The organism is Variovorax sp. P4_B10 (assembly GCF_056402375.1).
This window is the reverse complement of the sequence record NZ_JBFUHN010000015.1, coordinates 66,697-83,586: the sequence shown is the minus strand read 5'-3', so window position 1 is coordinate 83,586 and position 16,890 is coordinate 66,697. Positions and strand designations below refer to the sequence as shown.

15 protein-coding genes are annotated in these 16,890 nt (G+C 67.1%); 9 read left to right on the top strand and 6 right to left on the bottom strand.

What is annotated here, in order from left to right; translation table 11 throughout:
* Positions 1-147 precede the first annotated feature (147 nt).
* Positions 148-1,440: an ANTAR domain-containing response regulator gene (locus tag AC1DXX_RS10110; protein ID WP_478134042.1), complete on the top strand. Its 1,293-nt coding sequence runs from the start codon at positions 148-150 to the stop codon at positions 1,438-1,440.
* Between the two features lie 25 nt (positions 1,441-1,465).
* Here the strand turns inward: AC1DXX_RS10110 and AC1DXX_RS10105 are convergent, their stop codons facing one another.
* The 4 genes from AC1DXX_RS10105 to AC1DXX_RS10090 all read right to left on the bottom strand — a co-directional run bounded on the left by AC1DXX_RS10105 (position 1,466) and on the right by AC1DXX_RS10090 (position 6,124).
* Positions 1,466-2,275, bottom strand: coding sequence for an ABC transporter ATP-binding protein (locus AC1DXX_RS10105; RefSeq protein ID WP_478134041.1), 810 nt, complete (start codon positions 2,273-2,275; stop codon positions 1,466-1,468).
* A gap of 55 nt (positions 2,276-2,330) precedes the next feature.
* Positions 2,331-3,251: a nitrate ABC transporter permease gene (gene ntrB, locus AC1DXX_RS10100; RefSeq protein WP_478134040.1), complete on the bottom strand. Its 921-nt coding sequence runs from the start codon at positions 3,249-3,251 to the stop codon at positions 2,331-2,333.
* 13 nt (positions 3,252-3,264) lie between these two features.
* A complete protein-coding gene (locus tag AC1DXX_RS10095; RefSeq protein ID WP_478134039.1) occupies positions 3,265-4,509 on the bottom strand; it encodes a CmpA/NrtA family ABC transporter substrate-binding protein in 1,245 nt (414 codons plus the stop codon).
* A 337-nt stretch (positions 4,510-4,846) separates the two neighbouring features.
* A complete protein-coding gene (locus AC1DXX_RS10090) occupies positions 4,847-6,124 on the bottom strand; it encodes a nitrate- and nitrite sensing domain-containing protein (protein ID WP_478134038.1) in 1,278 nt (425 codons plus the stop codon).
* 104 nt (positions 6,125-6,228) lie between these two features.
* Here AC1DXX_RS10090 and tsaD point away from each other — a divergent pair, with 104 nt between their 5' ends.
* Positions 6,229-7,287: a tRNA (adenosine(37)-N6)-threonylcarbamoyltransferase complex transferase subunit TsaD gene (gene tsaD, locus AC1DXX_RS10085; protein ID WP_478134037.1), complete on the top strand. Its 1,059-nt coding sequence runs from the start codon at positions 6,229-6,231 to the stop codon at positions 7,285-7,287.
* Here the strand turns inward: tsaD and AC1DXX_RS10080 are convergent.
* Together AC1DXX_RS10080 and AC1DXX_RS10075 are read right to left on the bottom strand one after the other, a co-directional pair.
* On the bottom strand, positions 7,226-7,978 hold the full coding sequence (locus AC1DXX_RS10080) for an alpha/beta hydrolase-fold protein (RefSeq protein ID WP_478134036.1): 753 nt from the start codon (positions 7,976-7,978) through the stop codon (positions 7,226-7,228). The genes tsaD and AC1DXX_RS10080 overlap by 62 nt on opposite strands.
* 190 nt (positions 7,979-8,168) lie before the next feature.
* On the bottom strand, positions 8,169-8,540 hold the full coding sequence (locus tag AC1DXX_RS10075) for an Hsp20/alpha crystallin family protein (protein WP_478134035.1): 372 nt from the start codon (positions 8,538-8,540) through the stop codon (positions 8,169-8,171).
* A 124-nt stretch (positions 8,541-8,664) separates the two neighbouring features.
* Here AC1DXX_RS10075 and AC1DXX_RS10070 point away from each other — a divergent pair, with 124 nt between their 5' ends.
* The 7 genes from AC1DXX_RS10070 (at position 8,665) to tpiA (ending at position 16,890) form a co-directional block, all read left to right on the top strand.
* On the top strand, positions 8,665-9,945 hold the full coding sequence (locus tag AC1DXX_RS10070) for a branched-chain amino acid ABC transporter substrate-binding protein (protein WP_478134034.1): 1,281 nt from the start codon (positions 8,665-8,667) through the stop codon (positions 9,943-9,945).
* A gap of 23 nt (positions 9,946-9,968) precedes the next feature.
* Complete coding sequence (locus AC1DXX_RS10065; RefSeq protein ID WP_478134033.1) at positions 9,969-11,141, top strand: pyridoxal phosphate-dependent aminotransferase; 1,173 nt, start codon at positions 9,969-9,971, stop codon at positions 11,139-11,141.
* A gap of 79 nt (positions 11,142-11,220) precedes the next feature.
* Positions 11,221-12,150, top strand: a complete 930-nt coding sequence (locus tag AC1DXX_RS10060) for a DMT family transporter (protein WP_478134032.1) — start codon at positions 11,221-11,223, stop codon at positions 12,148-12,150.
* A gap of 89 nt (positions 12,151-12,239) precedes the next feature.
* Complete coding sequence (gene rpsO, locus AC1DXX_RS10055; protein WP_007837783.1) at positions 12,240-12,506, top strand: 30S ribosomal protein S15; 267 nt, start codon at positions 12,240-12,242, stop codon at positions 12,504-12,506.
* A gap of 206 nt (positions 12,507-12,712) precedes the next feature.
* Positions 12,713-15,025 carry a polyribonucleotide nucleotidyltransferase gene (gene pnp / locus AC1DXX_RS10050; protein ID WP_478134031.1) on the top strand — a complete coding sequence of 771 codons (2,313 nt, stop codon included), beginning with the start codon at positions 12,713-12,715 and terminating at the stop codon, positions 15,023-15,025.
* An 87-nt stretch (positions 15,026-15,112) separates the two neighbouring features.
* A complete protein-coding gene (locus AC1DXX_RS10045; protein WP_478134030.1) occupies positions 15,113-16,111 on the top strand; it encodes an NAD(P)H-quinone oxidoreductase in 999 nt (332 codons plus the stop codon).
* Entirely contained in the window at positions 16,105-16,890 is a 786-nt protein-coding gene (gene tpiA, locus AC1DXX_RS10040) for a triose-phosphate isomerase (protein ID WP_478134029.1), read from the top strand. The genes AC1DXX_RS10045 and tpiA overlap by 7 nt, the downstream gene beginning before the upstream one ends.

Sequence of the window (16,890 nt, the reverse complement as noted above, 5' to 3'; positions counted from 1 at the left end):
GGCGGTTGCGCGGCCGGGCCGGATGCAGGAGTCTGCAGCCTCACCAAAGCGGTGCTTCGTTACACCGCACCCCCATCGATGCAAAAGGCGTGCCAGCGCATTTGCGCTGGCGTGGCCTATGCTTCCGGTGCCTTCCGACGCCCTGCCATGATTTCCCTTCTTCTCGCCCTGCCCAACGAATTCGCCGACGCCGCGCCCTTGCCGGAACCGCTGCAGCAGGCGCTGGCGGGTGCCGATGCCACGGTGCTCGGGCGCGCCACCTGCCACACGCTGGTGCAGCAGGTGGGGGTGCTTGCACCGCAACAGGTGCTGATCTGCCTGCCGGAGCCGGCGCATCAGCTGCAGGCGCTGTGTGATGCCCTGCAGGGCTGGAATGGCATGCCGCCCTGCGCAGTGAGCCTGGTCAGCGCAGCGCTGGGCCGGGAGCAGCACGAGGCACTGGTTGCGCTCGGCGTGCATGCGTGGGCGCCGCTCGGCGCCTTCGACGGGCCCTCGCTGGCGGCGTTGACCGTGCAGGCACAGGCCCGCTGGCAACGCGAAGCCACGCTCCGCACCGAACTCGACGGCCTGCGCACGCGCATGGACGAACGCAAGTGGGTCGATCGCGCCAAGGGCCTGCTGATGTCCGCACGGGGCATCGGCGAGGACGAAGCCTTCGGCCTGCTGCGCGGCGCGGCCATGCACGCCAACCTGCGCCTGGGCGAGGTGTCGCGCTCCGTCATCGAGGCCGCGCAGTGGGCCGATGCGATCAACCGCGCCGGGCAACTGCGCATGCTGTCGCAGCGGCTGGTGCGGGTGGCGGCACAGCTGCTCGCCGGCATCGACGTGCAGCGTGCGCGGGTCCTGCGCACGCAATCGACCGAGCGGGTGCAGCAGAATCTGGATCATCTGGCGACCCTCGAGCTGGGCGCGGCCGGTGTGCTGGCGCTGGGCGGGGCGCAGACGGCATGGAGCGGGTTGGCCACGTCGTTGGCCGCGAAACCTGCGCCGCAGGGGCTCGCCGAGATCGACGCGCGCGGCGAGGCACTGCTGCAGGCGGCCGAGGCCCTGACGGAAGCACTGGAGGCGTCGGGCGCGCGCCGTGCGCTTCGCATCGTCAACATCTGCGGGCGGCAGCGCATGCGGGCGCAGCGGCTTGCGAAGGATGCGTTGCTCGCGTCGACGCTCGCGGCAGGCGTCTCGCGCGACCGGCTGCTGCCGACCATGAACGAGTTCGAGGCCGCGCTGCTCGAGCTGGAGCGCGCGCCCCTCAGTTCACCCGAGATTCGCACCGGGTTGGTGACCGCGCGCGACGAATGGCTGCGCCTCGTCGGCGGCGTGCAGGCGCTCGACAGCGCCGAGGGCCGCTCAACGCTGGTTCGTTCCAGCGAGGCGCTCGTCGATACCTTCGAGCGCCTCACGGGTTGGTACGAGCACAGCCTGCAGGTCATCATGTCCTGACACCGGTTGTGCCGTGCCTGTTGCGTCAGGCCGCGACCTTCTCCACATGCGCCTGGCGCGTGTAGAGGAAATCGATGACGGCCTTGCGGGCGTGAACGTAGGCCGGGTCTTCGGCCAGTTCGACGCGGTTGCGCGGACGGGCGATGTCCACGGCCAGCACGTCGCCGATGGTGGCGGCCGGGCCGTTGGTGAGCATCACGATGCGGTCGCTCAGCAGCACCGCCTCGTCGACGTCGTGGGTCACCATGACGACGGTGCTGTGCGTCTTCTGCACGATGGCCAGCAGCTCGTCCTGCAGCTTGGCGCGCGTGAGGGCGTCGAGGGCACCGAAGGGCTCGTCCATCAGCAGCACCTTGGGCTCCATCGACAGCGCGCGTGCAATGCCCACGCGCTGCTTCATGCCGCCGGAGATCTCGCCGGGGCGCTTCTGCGCGGCGGGCGTGAGGCCGACCAGCGCGAGCGCCGCATCGGTGCGCGCACGCAGTTGCGCCTTGCTTTCGGTGGCTGCGAACACGCGCTCGACCGCGAGGTACACGTTCTCGAAGCAGGTGAGCCAGGGCAGCAGCGAGTGGTTCTGGAACACCACCGCGCGCTCGGGGCCGGGGCCCTTGATCTCCCTGTTGGCGCACAGCAGCACGCCTTGCGTCGGCGTCGTAAGCCCGGCAATCAGGTTCAGCAGCGTCGACTTGCCGCAGCCCGAGTGGCCGATGAGCGTGATGAACTCGCCCTTGGCGACGTTGAGGTTGATGTCGCGCAGTGCCAGGAAGCTGCCCTTGGCCGTCTTGAAGCGCTGCTCGACGCCGTGGATCTCGATGTACTTCGAATCGTCGTTCATTGGAAACCTCCGCGCAGCAGCGCTGCGGTATTCGCCTTCGGAGCGGCCGTGCGGCTCATGATTTCACCTCTTCGAACGTGAATGCAGTGGCGAGCTTGATGAGCGCGAACTCCAGCACCAGGCCGACGATGCCGATCACGAAGATCGCGATGATGATGTTGGCGACGTTGAGGTTGTTCCACTCGTCCCACACCCAGAAGCCGATGCCGACGCCGCCGGTCAGCATCTCGGCCGCGACGATCACCAGCCAGGCGGTGCCCACCGCGAGCCGCACGCCGGTGAGCATGTAGGGCAGCACGGCGGGGAAGAGGATCTTGGTGAGGATCTTCCATTCGCTCAGGTTCAGCACCTTGGCCACGTTCATGTAGTCGCTCGGCACGCGCTGCACGCCGACGGCGGTGTTGATCACCATCGGCCAGATCGAGCAGATGAAGATGGTCCAGATGGCCGCCGGGTTGGCGCCCTTGAACACCAGCAGGCCGATGGGCAGCCAGGCCAGCGGCGACACCGGGCGCAGCAGGCTGATCAGCGGGTTGAACATGCGCGCAAGGAACTCGAAGCGCCCGATCGCGAAGCCCGCCGGAATGCCGACCGCGGCTGCGAGGCCGAAGCCCAGCGCCACGCGCTGCAGCGACGAGAGCACGTTCCAGCCCACGCCCTGGTCGTTCGGCCCCTTGCTGTAGAACGGATCGCTGAACACCGTGAGCGCCTGCTGCCAGGTGGCCAGCGGCGTGGGAAAGCCGGTGGTGCTCTTCATTGCGACCAGCTCCCAGATCAGCACCAGCAGGCCGAAGCCTGCGATCGGGGGCAGCACGCGCATCCAGAAGGCGCGCATGTCGATGGGCGTGCGGGTGCGGGGCTCGGGTGCCGGGGGCGTCACCGCGGCAGGCGCGGGCGCCACGGATTTGGCCGCGGCAGGCGACGCGGCCTGCGACGCGACCGCTTCGAGCGGGGAGTGGAAAACAGCGCTGACCATGGTGTGTTGCTCCTCAGACATGCAGCTTGAACGAATCGGCGTACTTCTTCGGGTCCTTGCCGTCCCAGACCGTGCCGTCGAACAGCTTGCTGGTGCGCAGCACCTCCTTGGGCACGGGCGTCTGCGTGGCGGCGGCGGCCTGCTTGTAGATGTCGATGCGGTTGATCTCGGTGGCCACCTTCAGGTAGTCGGGGTGCTCCTTCAGCAAGCCCCAGCGCTTGTGCTGCGTGAGGAACCACATGCCGTCCGACAGGTACGGAAAGTTCACGGCGCCGCCGTTGTAGAACTTCATGTGGTTGGGGTCGTCCCAGCTCTTGCCGAGGCCGTTGGTGTAGCGGCCCAGGATGCGCTGGTTGATGGCGTCCACGCTGGTGTTGACGTAGCTCTTGTCGGCGATGGTCTCGGCCATCTTGTTCTTGTTCTGCAGGCCGGCGTCGATCCACTTGCCGGCCTCGAGGATCGCGGCGGTCACGGCGCGCGCGGTGTTCGGGTACTTCTTCGTGAACTCGGCGGTGCAGCCGAGCACCTTCTCGGGGTGGTCCTTCCAGATGTCCTGGGTGGTGATGGCGGTGATGCCGATGCCGTCCATGATCGCGCGCTGGCCCCAGGGCTCGCCCACGCAGTAGCCGTCCATGTTGCCCACGCGCATGTTGGCCACCATCTGCGGGGGCGGCACGGTGATGTTCTTGACGTCCTTGAACGGGTCGATGCCGGCCGAGGCCAGCCAGTAGTAGAGCCACATGGCGTGCGTGCCGGTGGGGAAGGTCTGTGCGAAGGTGTATTCGCGTTTCTCGGTGGCGATGAGCTTGGCGAGCGACGCGGCATCGACCGCGCCCTTGTCGGCCAGCTTTTTCGAGAGCGTGATGGCCTGGCCGTTGTTGTTGAGGGTCATGAGCACGGCCATGTCCTTCTTGGGGCCGCTCAGGCCCAGGTGCATGCCGTAGACCAGGCCGTAGAGCACGTGCGCCATGTCCAGGTCGCCGTTGGAGAGCTTGTCGCGCACGCCGGCCCAACTGGCTTCCTTGCTGGGGACGATCTTCACGCCGTACTTCTTGTCGATGCCGAGCACCGAGGCCATCACCACGCTGGCGCAATCGGTCAGCGGGATGAAGCCGATCTTCACTTCTTCCTTCTCGGGCTTGTCGGAGCCCTGGGCCCAGACGGCGGCGCGCAGCGCGGGGTCGATGCCCACGGCGCCGATGGCGGCGGCTTGCAGTACGCGGCGGCGGCTGAGGCGGGTTTTCAGCAGGTCGGTCATGGGGACGGGCTCCGGTTGAAGAATGAACAAACAAAAAGCAGAAGCGAAAAACAAAAAAAGGCGTCCCGACCGCGCAGGGGCTGCTCGCGAACGAGCCCTTGCGGGATGGGGACGCCTTTGTCCGGTTCGGTGGACGACACCCGCCGTTGGGTGCCGCCTGCCTGAAGACCACGAGGGCCTGTGGACTCACTTAAGCAAACTGTGTGCCAATGACTACGTCCGGTCTGGTGCTATCGAAAAAGTAGCTCGAGGACGCGGTGTGGGAAGGCCGAAGTGCCGCCGAGACTCGCAAGGCATCGAAAGCACGTTTTTGTGCGCTGCACCAACTTGAACGCTCTCAGCGCGGCGGCCGGGCGTCGGGCAGCGGCAGGTAGTCGGCCATGGCCAGCATCGACTCGGCCACGTCGACCAGCCGGCGCTTCTGGTTCATGGCGGTCTGGCGCAGCATCTTGTGGGCTTCGTCCTCGCTGAGGCGGCGGTGCGCCATCAGCAGGCCCTTGGCGCGCTCGACCACCTTGCGTTCGTTGAGCGAGGCCCGCACGGTCTCGAGTTCGTCGCTCATGGCCTGCAGGCGCTGCGACTGCTCCTGCACCATGTCGAGCACCGAGCGCTCCAGGACGCGGCCGTAGGGGGCAGGGGCCACGGCCTGCGTGCCGGCATCGTCGAAGAACATGGCGCCGCCGGACTGCGGTGCCAGCGTGCCGAGCAACTGCTGGTAGGCCTCCAGTTCGGTGCGTGCCTGCGCGGTCTTGCGGCCGCACAGGGCGCGCAGGTCGGCAGCGAGGCGGTCTTCGACGGTCTTCATGGCGTCGATGCGGCGCGTGCAGCAGTCGAACCAGCTCTGGCTCAGCTGGCTGTAAGGCGCGTCGGGCGCGGCGGCCGGGGCGGTGCCGGTGCGGCGCAGGCGTTCGAGCTCGGCCATGGTGGCGCTGGACTCGCTCTCGCGCCAGAGCGCCAGCACCTCTTCGCTCGAGAAATYGGTGAAGACGTGGAAGCAGCGCTCCTGCGATTCGATCAGGTGCAGCCACTGCACGCGCTGCGCGTCGTTGCTGCGGCCCAGCGCCAGCGTGGCGGCCCCGAAGGCCCGCTCCTGCCCCGCGAACTCCTTGCCCTGCATGAAGTTGAACATCGCGACCAGCAGCCGCGAGATCTCGGGGTCGGTGGCGCCGTCGGCCGCTTCGAACACCACGGCCAGCAGGCCGGCGACGAGCTTGGCGAAGGCCGCGGTGGACTGCGCCGGCGTGAGCTCGAGCGCGCCGACGCGGCGGCGCAGCGCGGGCAGGGCGTCCAGGCCCGGCAGCACCCAGGCGATGCGGCTGAAGAGGCGCGCGCTGTTGCCGGCGCTGGCGCGCTGGCGGGCCTCGGTCTCGAGCTGGTCGAAACCGTTGCGCACTTCCTGTTCGAGCGCCAGGCATTCGGCGATCTGCGGATCGCGCTGGTCGGCGAAGCGGCCGCCGCGCGAGGCGAGGAACACGTTGGACATGCCGCGCTCGCGCTGCAGCGCATGCACCAGCCGGCCGATCACGCCGACCAGCTCGCTGGTGCGGGCGAGCTGGTCCAGCTCGTCGATTTCGCACTGGCGGGCGGCGATCAGGAAATGCAGACCGGATTTCATGGTGGGTGAGGGAGGTTGCGCGCACCGTTACTGCAACATCCGTGCCTCGACCCGAGCTTGCCCCTTTGCGGGCGCCCTTTGCAAGCGACACCTACACTCGCGGCATGCTTTTGTTGGGAATCGAATCATCCTGCGACGAAACCGGCGTGGCGCTGGTCGAGTCGCACGGCGACGCGCTGCCGGTGCTGCTTTCGCACGCGCTGCACAGCCAGATCGCCATGCACCAGGCCTACGGCGGCGTGGTGCCCGAGCTGGCCAGCCGCGACCACATCCGCCGCGTGCTGCCGCTCACCGAAGCCGTCATGGCCGAGGCCGGGCGCTCGCTGGGCGAGATCGACGTGGTGGCCTACACGCGCGGGCCGGGGCTGGCGGGGGCACTGCTGGTGGGCGCGGGCGTGGCCTGCGCGCTGGGCGTGGCGCTCGGCAAGCCGGTGCTGGGCGTGCATCACCTCGAAGGGCATCTGCTGTCGCCGTTCCTGAGTGCCGATCCGCCTGAATTTCCGTTCGTCGCCCTGCTGGTGTCGGGGGGGCATACCCAGCTGATGCGGGTCGACGGCGTGGGCCGCTACGAGCTGCTCGGCGAAACCATCGACGACGCGGCCGGCGAGGCCTTCGACAAGAGCGCCAAGCTCATGGGCCTGCCGTACCCGGGCGGCCCGTGGCTTGCCAAGCTGGCCGAAGATGGCAGCGCCACCGCGTTCAAGCTGCCGCGGCCGCTGCTGCACAGCGGCGATCTCGATTTTTCCTTTGCCGGCCTGAAGACGGCGGTGCTCACGCAGGCCAAGAAGCTCGGCGACCGGCTCGAGGCGAACAAGGCCGATCTCGCAGCGTCCACGCAGGCCGCCATCGTCGAGGTGCTGCTGAAGAAGTCGCTCGCCGCGCTCGACCAGACCGGGCTGAAGCGCCTGGTGGTGGCCGGCGGCGTGGGGGCGAACAAGAACCTGCGCGAGCAGCTGAATGCCGCCTGTGCCAAGCGCCGGGTGCGCGTGCACTACCCCGAGCTGCACCTGTGCACCGACAACGGCGCCATGATTGCCATGGCCGCCGCCATGCGCCTGCAGTCGGGCCTGTCGCAGGCCAGCGAGCGCTACGCCTTCGACGTCAAGCCGCGATGGCCCATGGCGTTGCTGACGGCCGAGGCGCGGCTGCCGGAGGCCGCGTAGCCGGCTGGCGCGAGCGGCCGATCGCGGGCAGCGGCAGCACGTCCAGCACGTTGCGCCAGAGCTGGCGCCATTCCGGCCAGTCGTGTCCGCCTTCGGTCGTGAAGACGCGGCCCGGGGGCAGGGCGTCGGCCAGCAGCTTGTGGTTGCCGGCGAAGCGGTCATTGAGGCCGAAACCCAGGTAGAGCGGCGGCAGGTCCTTGGCGGGCTGGGCCGCGAGGTACTGCTGGAAGAAGGGCCAGAGCTTGCGGTCGGGCTCTTCGTCGGGCTGGGGGCCGGTGGGCGCATGCCAGGTGCGCAGGCCGCCGGCCTTCTTGATCTCTGCGCCGAGAACCCGGCGGCCGAGGTAGGGCGCGAGCGCCACGATGCCATCCACCGAACCCGGCCGTGCCAGTTCATGGATCAGCGCACCGAAACCGCCGATGGAAATGCCCACGAGCCAGATCGACTTGTAGCCCTTGGCGCGCTGCGGCTCGATGACGTCCGCGTGCAGACGCTCGCTGAGCGTCTGGTCGTAGTAGTAGGAGACGTCGGCGTCCACCAGCAGCGCGTCGGCCGCCAGGTGGCGCTCCCGGACGGCGCTGATGAAACCCTGTCGTTCGAACTCTTCGGGTTTCAGGTACGCGCCCGGCAGGAAGACCAGAAGCGTATCGGACCGTTCGTTGTCATTGGCTGACTGCAGGTGCGTGTTCATGGTGCCTTGAGGGGCACCCGGACGCGCACCGTCACGAAATTCGATGCGTTTGCGAGACGCCCACGAAGAAGAAAGTTCTAAAAAAACGCCACATCATGTGACGTTATCCAGTGCTATTGTGAATAAGGTGCTTGTTTAAAGTCAAAAACAAGCCATTACTAACATTTTCCTCTTATGGGCATAGGTTCGGCTAGTTAATTTGCAACTGCGAGGCCTGGCTCACGGGCGCCAGCTTGCCGAGCTTCAGCGTGAGCACGCCGTTCTCGAGCCTGGCTTCGCTTGCAGCCACATCGATGTCCTGCGGCAGCTCGTAGGCGGCCTTGAACTGGCGCTTGGCTTCGGCCTTGCTGTCGATGCGGACCACGGCGCCTTCGATGCTGATCGCGAGGTCTTCACGCGAGAGGCCCGGCACGTCCAGCGAGAGGGTCCAGCTCTTGTCGTCCTGCTCCACGAGCGGCGAGCGGCGGTTGCCGGCGAAGGCGTCGTTCACGAAGCGCTCGAAGGCGCGGTCGTACGAGCGGGGCACGAAACGGGTGGTGCGAAGGGTGGGTGCGAAAAACATGATGAAGAGCTCCTGAATGAACACAATGGGGACAAGGAATGTGTGTCCCTTACACTGCGCGGCCATTCAATCCTGAGTGCCGCTTGACACCTCATCTAGGCGCGGCCGCACGCGTTTCAAGACAATGACCTCCAGCTTTATTTGGCGCCGCCGGGCCTTGAAATTTGCGGCGCTGGCGCTATGCGCGGCGCCCTTTGCCGTGCCCGCGCAGACCCCGCCCCCGCCGATCCGCCTGGCCTTGATCGAGAGCATGAGCGGACCGTTCGCCAACACGGGCGAGGCGGTGTTTCGCAACCTGCTGTGGGCGGTGGAGCGTGTCAACGCGCGCGGCGGTGTGAAGCTGCCGGGCGGCGCAAGGCTCCTGCAACTCGACCGCTACGACAGCAAGGGACAGAACGAAGAAGCGCTCTCCGCCTTGCGCGCGGCCATGGACGACGGTGCGCGCATCGTGCTGCAGGGCAACTCGTCGGCCACTGCTGCGGCGCTGGTCGATGCCATCGACAAGAACAATGAGCGCGATCCCGCGCGGCGCGTGATCTTCCTCAACTACGCGGCGGTCGATCCGGTGCTGACCAACGAGCGCTGCAGCTTCTGGCACTTCCGCTTCGACGCCCACGCCGACATGCGCGTGGCCGCGCTGATGGACGTGGTGAAGGACGACGCGGCGCTCAAGCGCGTCTACCTGATCGGGCAGGACTACAGCTTCGGCCAGGCGGTGCTGCGCGAATCGCGGCGCCAGCTCGGCGTGCAGCGGCCCGACGTGGAGATCGTCGGCGACGAACTGCACCCGATGGGCAAGGTGAAGGACTTCGCGCCCTATGCCACGAAGATCCTCGCGAGCGGCGCGCAGGCCGTGGTCACCGGCAACTGGGGCAACGACCTCACTCTGCTCGTGAAGGCGGCGCGCGAGGCGGGCTTCAACGGCACCTTCTATACCTTCTACGGCAACGCGCTGGGCGCACCCGCGGCGATCGGCGATGCGGGCATCGGCCGCGTGATCGCGGTGGCCGACTGGCTGCCCAACGTGCAGACCGCGCAGTCGGAGGCCTTCTACCGCGCGTTCCGCGCCCGCTTTCCGAAGCCGGCAGACGACTACGTGCACATGCGGATGCAGTTGCTGGTCGAGTCGCTGGCGCAGGCCGTCGAGCGCGCGGGCAGCGTCGACGCCGCGGCTGTGGCGCGCGCACTGGAGCAGGCCGACGTCAGCCTCTACGGCCAGCGCGGCCGCATGCGCGCGGCGGATCACCAGTTCCAGCAACAACTCGTGGTCGGCGTGATGGACAGGCAGGGCAAGCCCGGCGTGCAATTCGATGTCGAAGGCTCGGGCTACGGCTTCCGCGTGATCAAGACGATCGCCCCTGAGCGCGCCGAATTGCCGACCTCGTGCAAGATGAAAAGACCTTGATGTGAAGAACAGGAAAACAGGACATGCGTGAAGCCATCCACAACCTCGAAGCCTCCAGGATCCGCGAGGTTGCCAATGCCGGGCTCGGCCGCGACGACGTGCTCGCCTTCTGGTTCGGCGAAAGCGACGAGGTCACGCCCGAGGTGATCCGCCAGGCGGCCATCGAGTCGCTGCAGCGCGGCGAGACTTTCTATGCGCACAACCTCGGCCTGCCCGAGCTGCGCGCGGCGATCGCGCGCTACACCAGCGGGCTGCATCCGGCGGTCGATGCATCGCGCATCGCCGTCACCTCGGGCGGCGTGAGCGCGCTGATGCTCGCGGTGCAGGCGCTGGTGGACGCGGGCGACGACGTGGTCGCGGTGACGCCGGTGTGGCCCAACCTCACGGCGCAGCCCGCGATCATGGGCGCCCATGTGCGCACGGTGCCGCTGGTGCCGGTGGAAGGACAGTGGACGCTCGACCTGTCCGCGCTGCGTGCGGCAGTCACGGCGAAGACCAAGCTGCTGATCGTCAACGCGCCCAACAACCCCACGGGCTGGACCATGACGCGCGACGAGCAGCAGGCGGTGCTCGACCACTGCCGCGAGACCGGCACCTGGATCCTGGCCGACGAGGTGTACGAACGGCTCTACTTCGAACCGACGCCGAACGGGTGTGCGCCCAGCTTCCTCGACATCTCGAAGCCCGATGACCGCCTCGTCGTGACGCACAGCTTCTCGAAGAGCTTCCTGATGACGGGCTGGCGCCTCGGCTGGCTGGTGCTGCCGCCCGCGATGGTCGATGGCATCGGCAAGCTGATCGAGTTCAACACCTCCTGCGCCAGCGTGTTCACGCAGCGCGCGGCCATTGCGGCCATCGAACACACGGGCGAGATCACGCCGCGCGTGGTGGCGCACCTGAGGCAGTGCCGCGACACGCTCGTGCCGCTGCTGGCGTCGGTGCCGGGCGTGCAGGTGGCGCCGGCCAAGGGCGGCATGTATGCCTTCTTCCGGCTCGAAGGCTTCGGCGATTCGCTCGACGTGGCCAAGCGGCTGGTGGTCGAGGCGGGGCTGGGGCTCGCGCCGGGCAATGCCTTCGCACCTGAGGCGCAGGGCTGGCTGCGCTGGTGCTTTGCATCGAAGGACCCGCAGCGCCTGGTGAGGGGCGTGGAGCGCCTGCGCAACTGGCTGGCGGAGCAGCCGCAGCGCGAGGGCTGAGCCGGCCTGCAATTTCGTTCAATACGCGGCGCGCCCAGGCCGCGAAGCTTGGCCTTTCTTCGAAAGCGAAAGGTCATGCATGTCGGAACGACGGAAGGGAATGGCGCTGTGCGCCCTGGCGATGGTTACGGTGGGCAGCACCGTGGTCGCCAGCAAGGTCATCGCGGGCGGCCTGCCGCCATTCACCGCGACCGCGCTGCGGTTTGCGATGGCGCTGCCGATATTTTTTCTGCTGCTGCGGTTGACCCGTACCCCTTGGCCTCGCCCTGACCGGCGCGATCTCGTGCTGCTGTTGTGCCAGGCCGGGCTGGGCAGCGTCGGCTACACCGTGCTGCTGATCCTGGGCGTGCGCTGGGCGCCGGCCGCCAGTGCGGGCGTGGTGGCGGGCACGCTGCCGGCCGTCGCGGCGCTGGTGGCGGTGCTGGCCCTGCGCGAGCGGCCGGGGCGCTATCTGGTGGGCAGCATCGTGCTGGCGACGGCGGGGGTGCTGGCGATCAGCTGGCCCGGGGAGGGCTCCGCAGGGGACGCCAAATCCCCTGCTGCGATGGTCGGCAACCTGCTGGTCCTGGGTGCGGTCGTCTGCGAGGCGATGTTCATCCTGCTCAACAAGCGCTTGCGGGTGCCGGTGCGCCCGCTGGCGCTGTCGACGCTGATGACGGCCTTCGGGCTCTTGCTGTCGCTGGTGCCGGCGCTGTTCGAGCGGGCCTGGGAGCACCCGTTGCCGACGGCGGCCCTGGCCGGCGTGGCCTACTACGCGCTGGTGCCGACGGTGCTGGGCTTCGTCCTCTGGTTCGCCGGATCGGCCCGGTTGAAGGGGGCCGAAGCGGCGCTCTTCACGGCGCTCCTGCCGGTTTCGGCCTTGATACTGGCGGCACTCTGGCTGGGCGAAAGTATCAGTCTGGCGCAGATCGGCGGGGCGGCTTGCGTGCTGGGCGCCGTGGCGCTGGCGTCACTCGATGGAAGGGGTGGGAAGAGGCCTGAAAGCCCCCTCAGGCCCGCCGAGCTATAATTCCGAGGCTTTGCATGCCGCAAGGCGCACGGTGAGGGCAGTTCCAGCGCTCACCGCAAGTCAAACATCCCGGAACAAGGAAATTCAACATGATCGCAGCCTCCATCAAGGCCGAAGTCGTCAAAGACAACGCCCGTGCCGCCAACGACACCGGCAGCCCCGAAGTGCAAGTCGCACTGCTGACCGCCCGTATCAACGAGCTCACCCCCCACTTCAAAACGCACGCCAAGGACCACCACGGTCGTCGCGGCCTGCTGCGCATGGTGAGCCGCCGCCGCAAGCTCCTCGACTACCTCAAGTCCAAGGACGCTGACCGTTACACCGCGCTGATCGCCAAGCTGGGTCTGCGCAAGTAAACCGAATCGCATGAAAAAACGCCTGGGTTAGTCCGCTAGCTCAGGCGTTTTTTACTTCGCGATCCACTTTCGGAGTGCCAAAACAGAGCGAAGCTGTGTCATTCCAATGAAGTTCGACCCGAGCTTCGCTGGAATGGCATCGTGTTCTGAGACAGCCTCCGCCCCTTGCGAACCCTGTGCGGTTCGCTACTAAAACAGGAGCAAACATGAGCCTCTTCAACAAAGTCACCAAGTCCTTCCAATGGGGCGACAAGACTGTCGTCATGGAAACGGGCGAAGTCGCCCGCCAGGCCAATGGCGCCGTGCTGGTCGACATCGACGGCACCGTGATCCTGGCGACCGTGGTCGCCTCCAAGTCCGCCAAGCCGGGCCAGGACTTCTTCCCGCTGACCGTCGACTACATCGAGAAGACCTATGCCGCCGGCAAGATCCCCGGCAGCTTCTTCAAGCGCGAAGCCAAGCCCAGCGAACACGAAACGCTGACCAGCCGCCTGATCGACCGCCCGATCCGCCCGCTGTTCCCCGAAGGCTTCCTGAACGAAGTGCACGTGGTCATTCACACCGTGTCGCTCAACCCTGAAGTCGACGCCGACATCGCCGCCATGATCGGCGTGAGCGCTGCGCTCGCGATCTCCGGCATCCCGTTCAGCGGCCCGATCGGTGCCGCCCGCGTGGGCTACATCAATGGCCAGTACGTGCTGAATCCGGGCCAGACCGCCCGCAAGGATTCGCAGATGGACCTCGTCGTCGCCGGCACGCAAGCCGCCGTGCTGATGGTCGAGTCCGAAGCCCAGCAACTCAGCGAAGAAGTCATGTTGGGCGGCGTGGTGTTCGGCCACGAGCAGGCCAACATCGCGATCAACGCGATCCATGACCTCGTGCGCGACGCCGGCAAGCCGGTGTGGGACTGGCAGGCACCCGCAGAAGACGAAGCCTTCGTCGCCAAGGTCAAGGGCCTGGCCGAAGAGAAGCTGCGCGCCGTGTACCAGATCCGCAGCAAGCAAGCCCGCACGCAAGCCCTGCGCGAAGCCAACGCCAGCGTGATGAGCACGCTGAAGGAAAGCGGCGAGCCCTTCGACGCCGGCAAGGTCAACGACCTGCTGTTCTCGATCGAATCGAAGATCGTGCGCAGCCAGATCCTGTCGGGCGAGCCCCGCATCGACGGCCGCGACACGCGCACCGTGCGCCCCATCGAGATCCGCAATTCCGTGCTGCCGCGCACCCACGGCTCGGCCCTGTTCACGCGCGGCGAAACCCAGGCGCTGGTCATCACCACGCTCGGCACCGAACGCGACGCGCAACGCATCGATGCGCTGGCCGGCGAGTACGAAGACCGCTTCCTGTTCCACTACAACATGCCTCCCTTCGCCACCGGTGAAGTGGGCCGCATGGGCTCGACCAAGCGCCGCGAAATCGGTCACGGCCGCCTGGCCAAGCGCGCGCTCGTCGCCGTGCTGCCGACCAAGGAAGAATTCCCCTACACCGTGCGCGTGGTGTCGGAGATCACCGAATCGAACGGCTCCTCGTCGATGGCTTCGGTCTGCGGCGGCTGCCTCTCGATGATGGACGCCGGCGTGCCGATGAAGGCGCACGTGGCCGGCATCGCCATGGGCCTGATCAAGGAAGACAACCGCTTCGCGGTGCTGACCGACATCCTGGGCGACGAAGATCACCTGGGCGACATGGACTTCAAGGTGGCCGGTACGACCAACGGCATCACCGCGCTGCAGATGGACATCAAGATCCAGGGCATCACCAAGGAAATCATGCAGGTCGCACTGGCGCAGGCCAAGGAAGCGCGCATGCACATCCTGGGCAAGATGCAGGAAGCCATGGGCGAGGCCAAGGCCGAAGTCTCGAGCTTCGCACCGCGCCTGACCACGCTGAAGATCAACCCCGAGAAGATCCGCGATGTGATCGGCAAGGGCGGCTCGGTCATCCGTGGCCTGCAGGAAGAAACCGGCACGACGATCAACATCGACGAAGACGGCACCATCACCATCGCCTCGACCGATCCGGAAAAGGCGGAGTTCGCCAAGCGGCGCATCGAGCAGATCACCGCCGAAGTCGAAATCGGCAAGGTCTACGAAGGCCCGGTCACCAAGATCCTGGACTTCGGTGCGCTCATCAACCTGCTGCCCGGCAAGGACGGCCTGCTGCACATCAGCCAGATCGCGCACGAACGCGTCGAGAAGGTGACCGACTATCTGAGCGAAGGCCAGATCGTCAAGGTCAAGGTGCTCGAGACCGACGAAAAGGGCCGCGTCAAGCTGTCCATGAAGGCGCTGACCGAGCGTCCGGCCGGCATGGAATACAGCGAGCGCCCGCCGCGTGAAGACCGTGGCGACCGCGGCGACCGTGGCGGCGACCGCCGCGAACGTTCGGACCGTGGCGACCGCGGTGGCGATCGTGGCGAGCGCGCACCGCGCTTCAACGACCAGCAGCAACAGCCGCGCAGCGAACAGCAGCAGGCTCCGGCCGGCGAGCAGTCGCAGGCACCGCGCGAGCCTCAGGAGTAAGAAGGGCGCAACGGCAGTTTCTCTGCCGTTGCTATCTTTTGAACAGCTAGCTGCGCCCCACCTGCGGGCGTTGGAGGCCGAAAGACCATGAAAGCCATTGAAATCACTTCGTACGGCGCCCCTGAGGTGCTGCGCGTGGCCGATCGTCCCGATCCGGTGGCGGGTGCGGGCGAGCTGCTGATTCGTGTCGCGGCCAGTGGCGTCAACCGTCCCGACGTGCTGCAGCGCATGGGTCACTATCCGGTGCCGCCGGGCGCATCCGACCTGCCGGGCCTCGAAGTGGCCGGTGAGATCGTGTCGGGCGACGCTGCGGCGCTGGCCGAGGCGGGCTTCAAGATCGGCGACCACGTTTGCGCATTGATTGCGGGCGGTGGTTATGCCGAACTGTGCGTGGCGCCCGTGGCGCAATGCCTGCCGGTGCCCAAGGGCTGGAGCGATGTAGCTGCGGCTTCGCTGCCCGAGACCTTCTTCACCGTCTGGAGCAACGTGTTCGAGCGCGGCCGCCTGCAGAAGGGCGAGACACTGCTGATCCAGGGCGGTTCGAGCGGCATCGGCGTCACGGCGATCCAGATCGCCAAGGCGCTCGGTGCGACCGTGATCGTCACGGCCGGCAGCGACGACAAGTGCGAAGCCTGCAAGAAGCTGGGGGCCGATCACGCCATCAACTACCGCACGAGCGACTTCGTTGAAAAGGCGAAGGAGCTCACGGGTGGCAAGGGCGTGGACGTGATCCTCGACATGGTCGCCGGCGACTATGTGGCACGCGAACTCGAATGCCTGGCCGAAGACGGCCGGCTCGTGATCATTGCGGTGCAGGGCGGTGTGAAGAGCCAGATCAATGCGGGCCTCGTGCTGCGCAGGCGGCTCACGATCACGGGCTCCACGCTGCGGCCGCGGCCGGTGGCGTTCAAGGGTGCGATTGCCAAGGCATTGCGCGAGAAGGTCTGGCCGCTGCTCGAAAGCGGCTCGATCAAGCCCGTGATTCACAGCACTTTTGCGGCGGCGGGTGAACCCAGTGGCGCAGCCCAGGCTCACACGCTGATGGAATCGAACCAGCACATCGGCAAGATCGTGCTGACATGGTGACAACGAACAACGCGATGACAACCAAGAAGAAACTGATCGCCGGCAACTGGAAGATGAATGGCAGCCTGGCTGCCAACGAGGCGCTGGTGAAGGCCTTGCAACAAGGCCTGGCTGCAAGCCCGGCCGCTTGCGATGTCGCGCTGTGCGCGCCGGCGCCGTACTTTGCCCAGCTGCAATCACTGCTGGCGGGGTCGCCGTCGCTGGCGCTCGGTGCGCAGGACGTTTCGGCGCATCCGCAGGGCGCGTTCACCGGCGAGCAATCGGCGGCGATGCTGAAGGATTTCGGCGTGCGCTATGCCATCGTCGGTCACTCCGAGCGTCGGCAGTACCACGGCGAGACCGATGAAGCGGTGGCTGCCAAGGCGGCTGCTGCATTGGCCAACGGCATCACGCCGATCGTCTGCGTCGGCGAGACGCTGGCGCAGCGCGAAGCAGGGCAGACCGAAGAGGTCGTCAAGCGCCAGCTGGCCGCGGTGATCCATGTGAATGGCCACTGCATCAGCGAGATCGTCGTGGCCTACGAGCCTGTCTGGGCCATCGGCACCGGCAAGACGGCCTCGCCGGAGCAGGCGCAGGCGGTGCATGCCGTGCTGCGCGCGCAGCTGCACCATGCAGCGAGCGAGCACGCCGCCGGCATCCGCATCCTCTACGGCGGCAGCATGAACGCGGCCAACGCCGCCGAACTGCTGGCGCAGGCCGACATCGACGGCGGCCTCATCGGCGGCGCGTCGCTCAAGGCCCCCGACTTTCTGCAGATCATTTCTGCCGCTGCGCGCTGA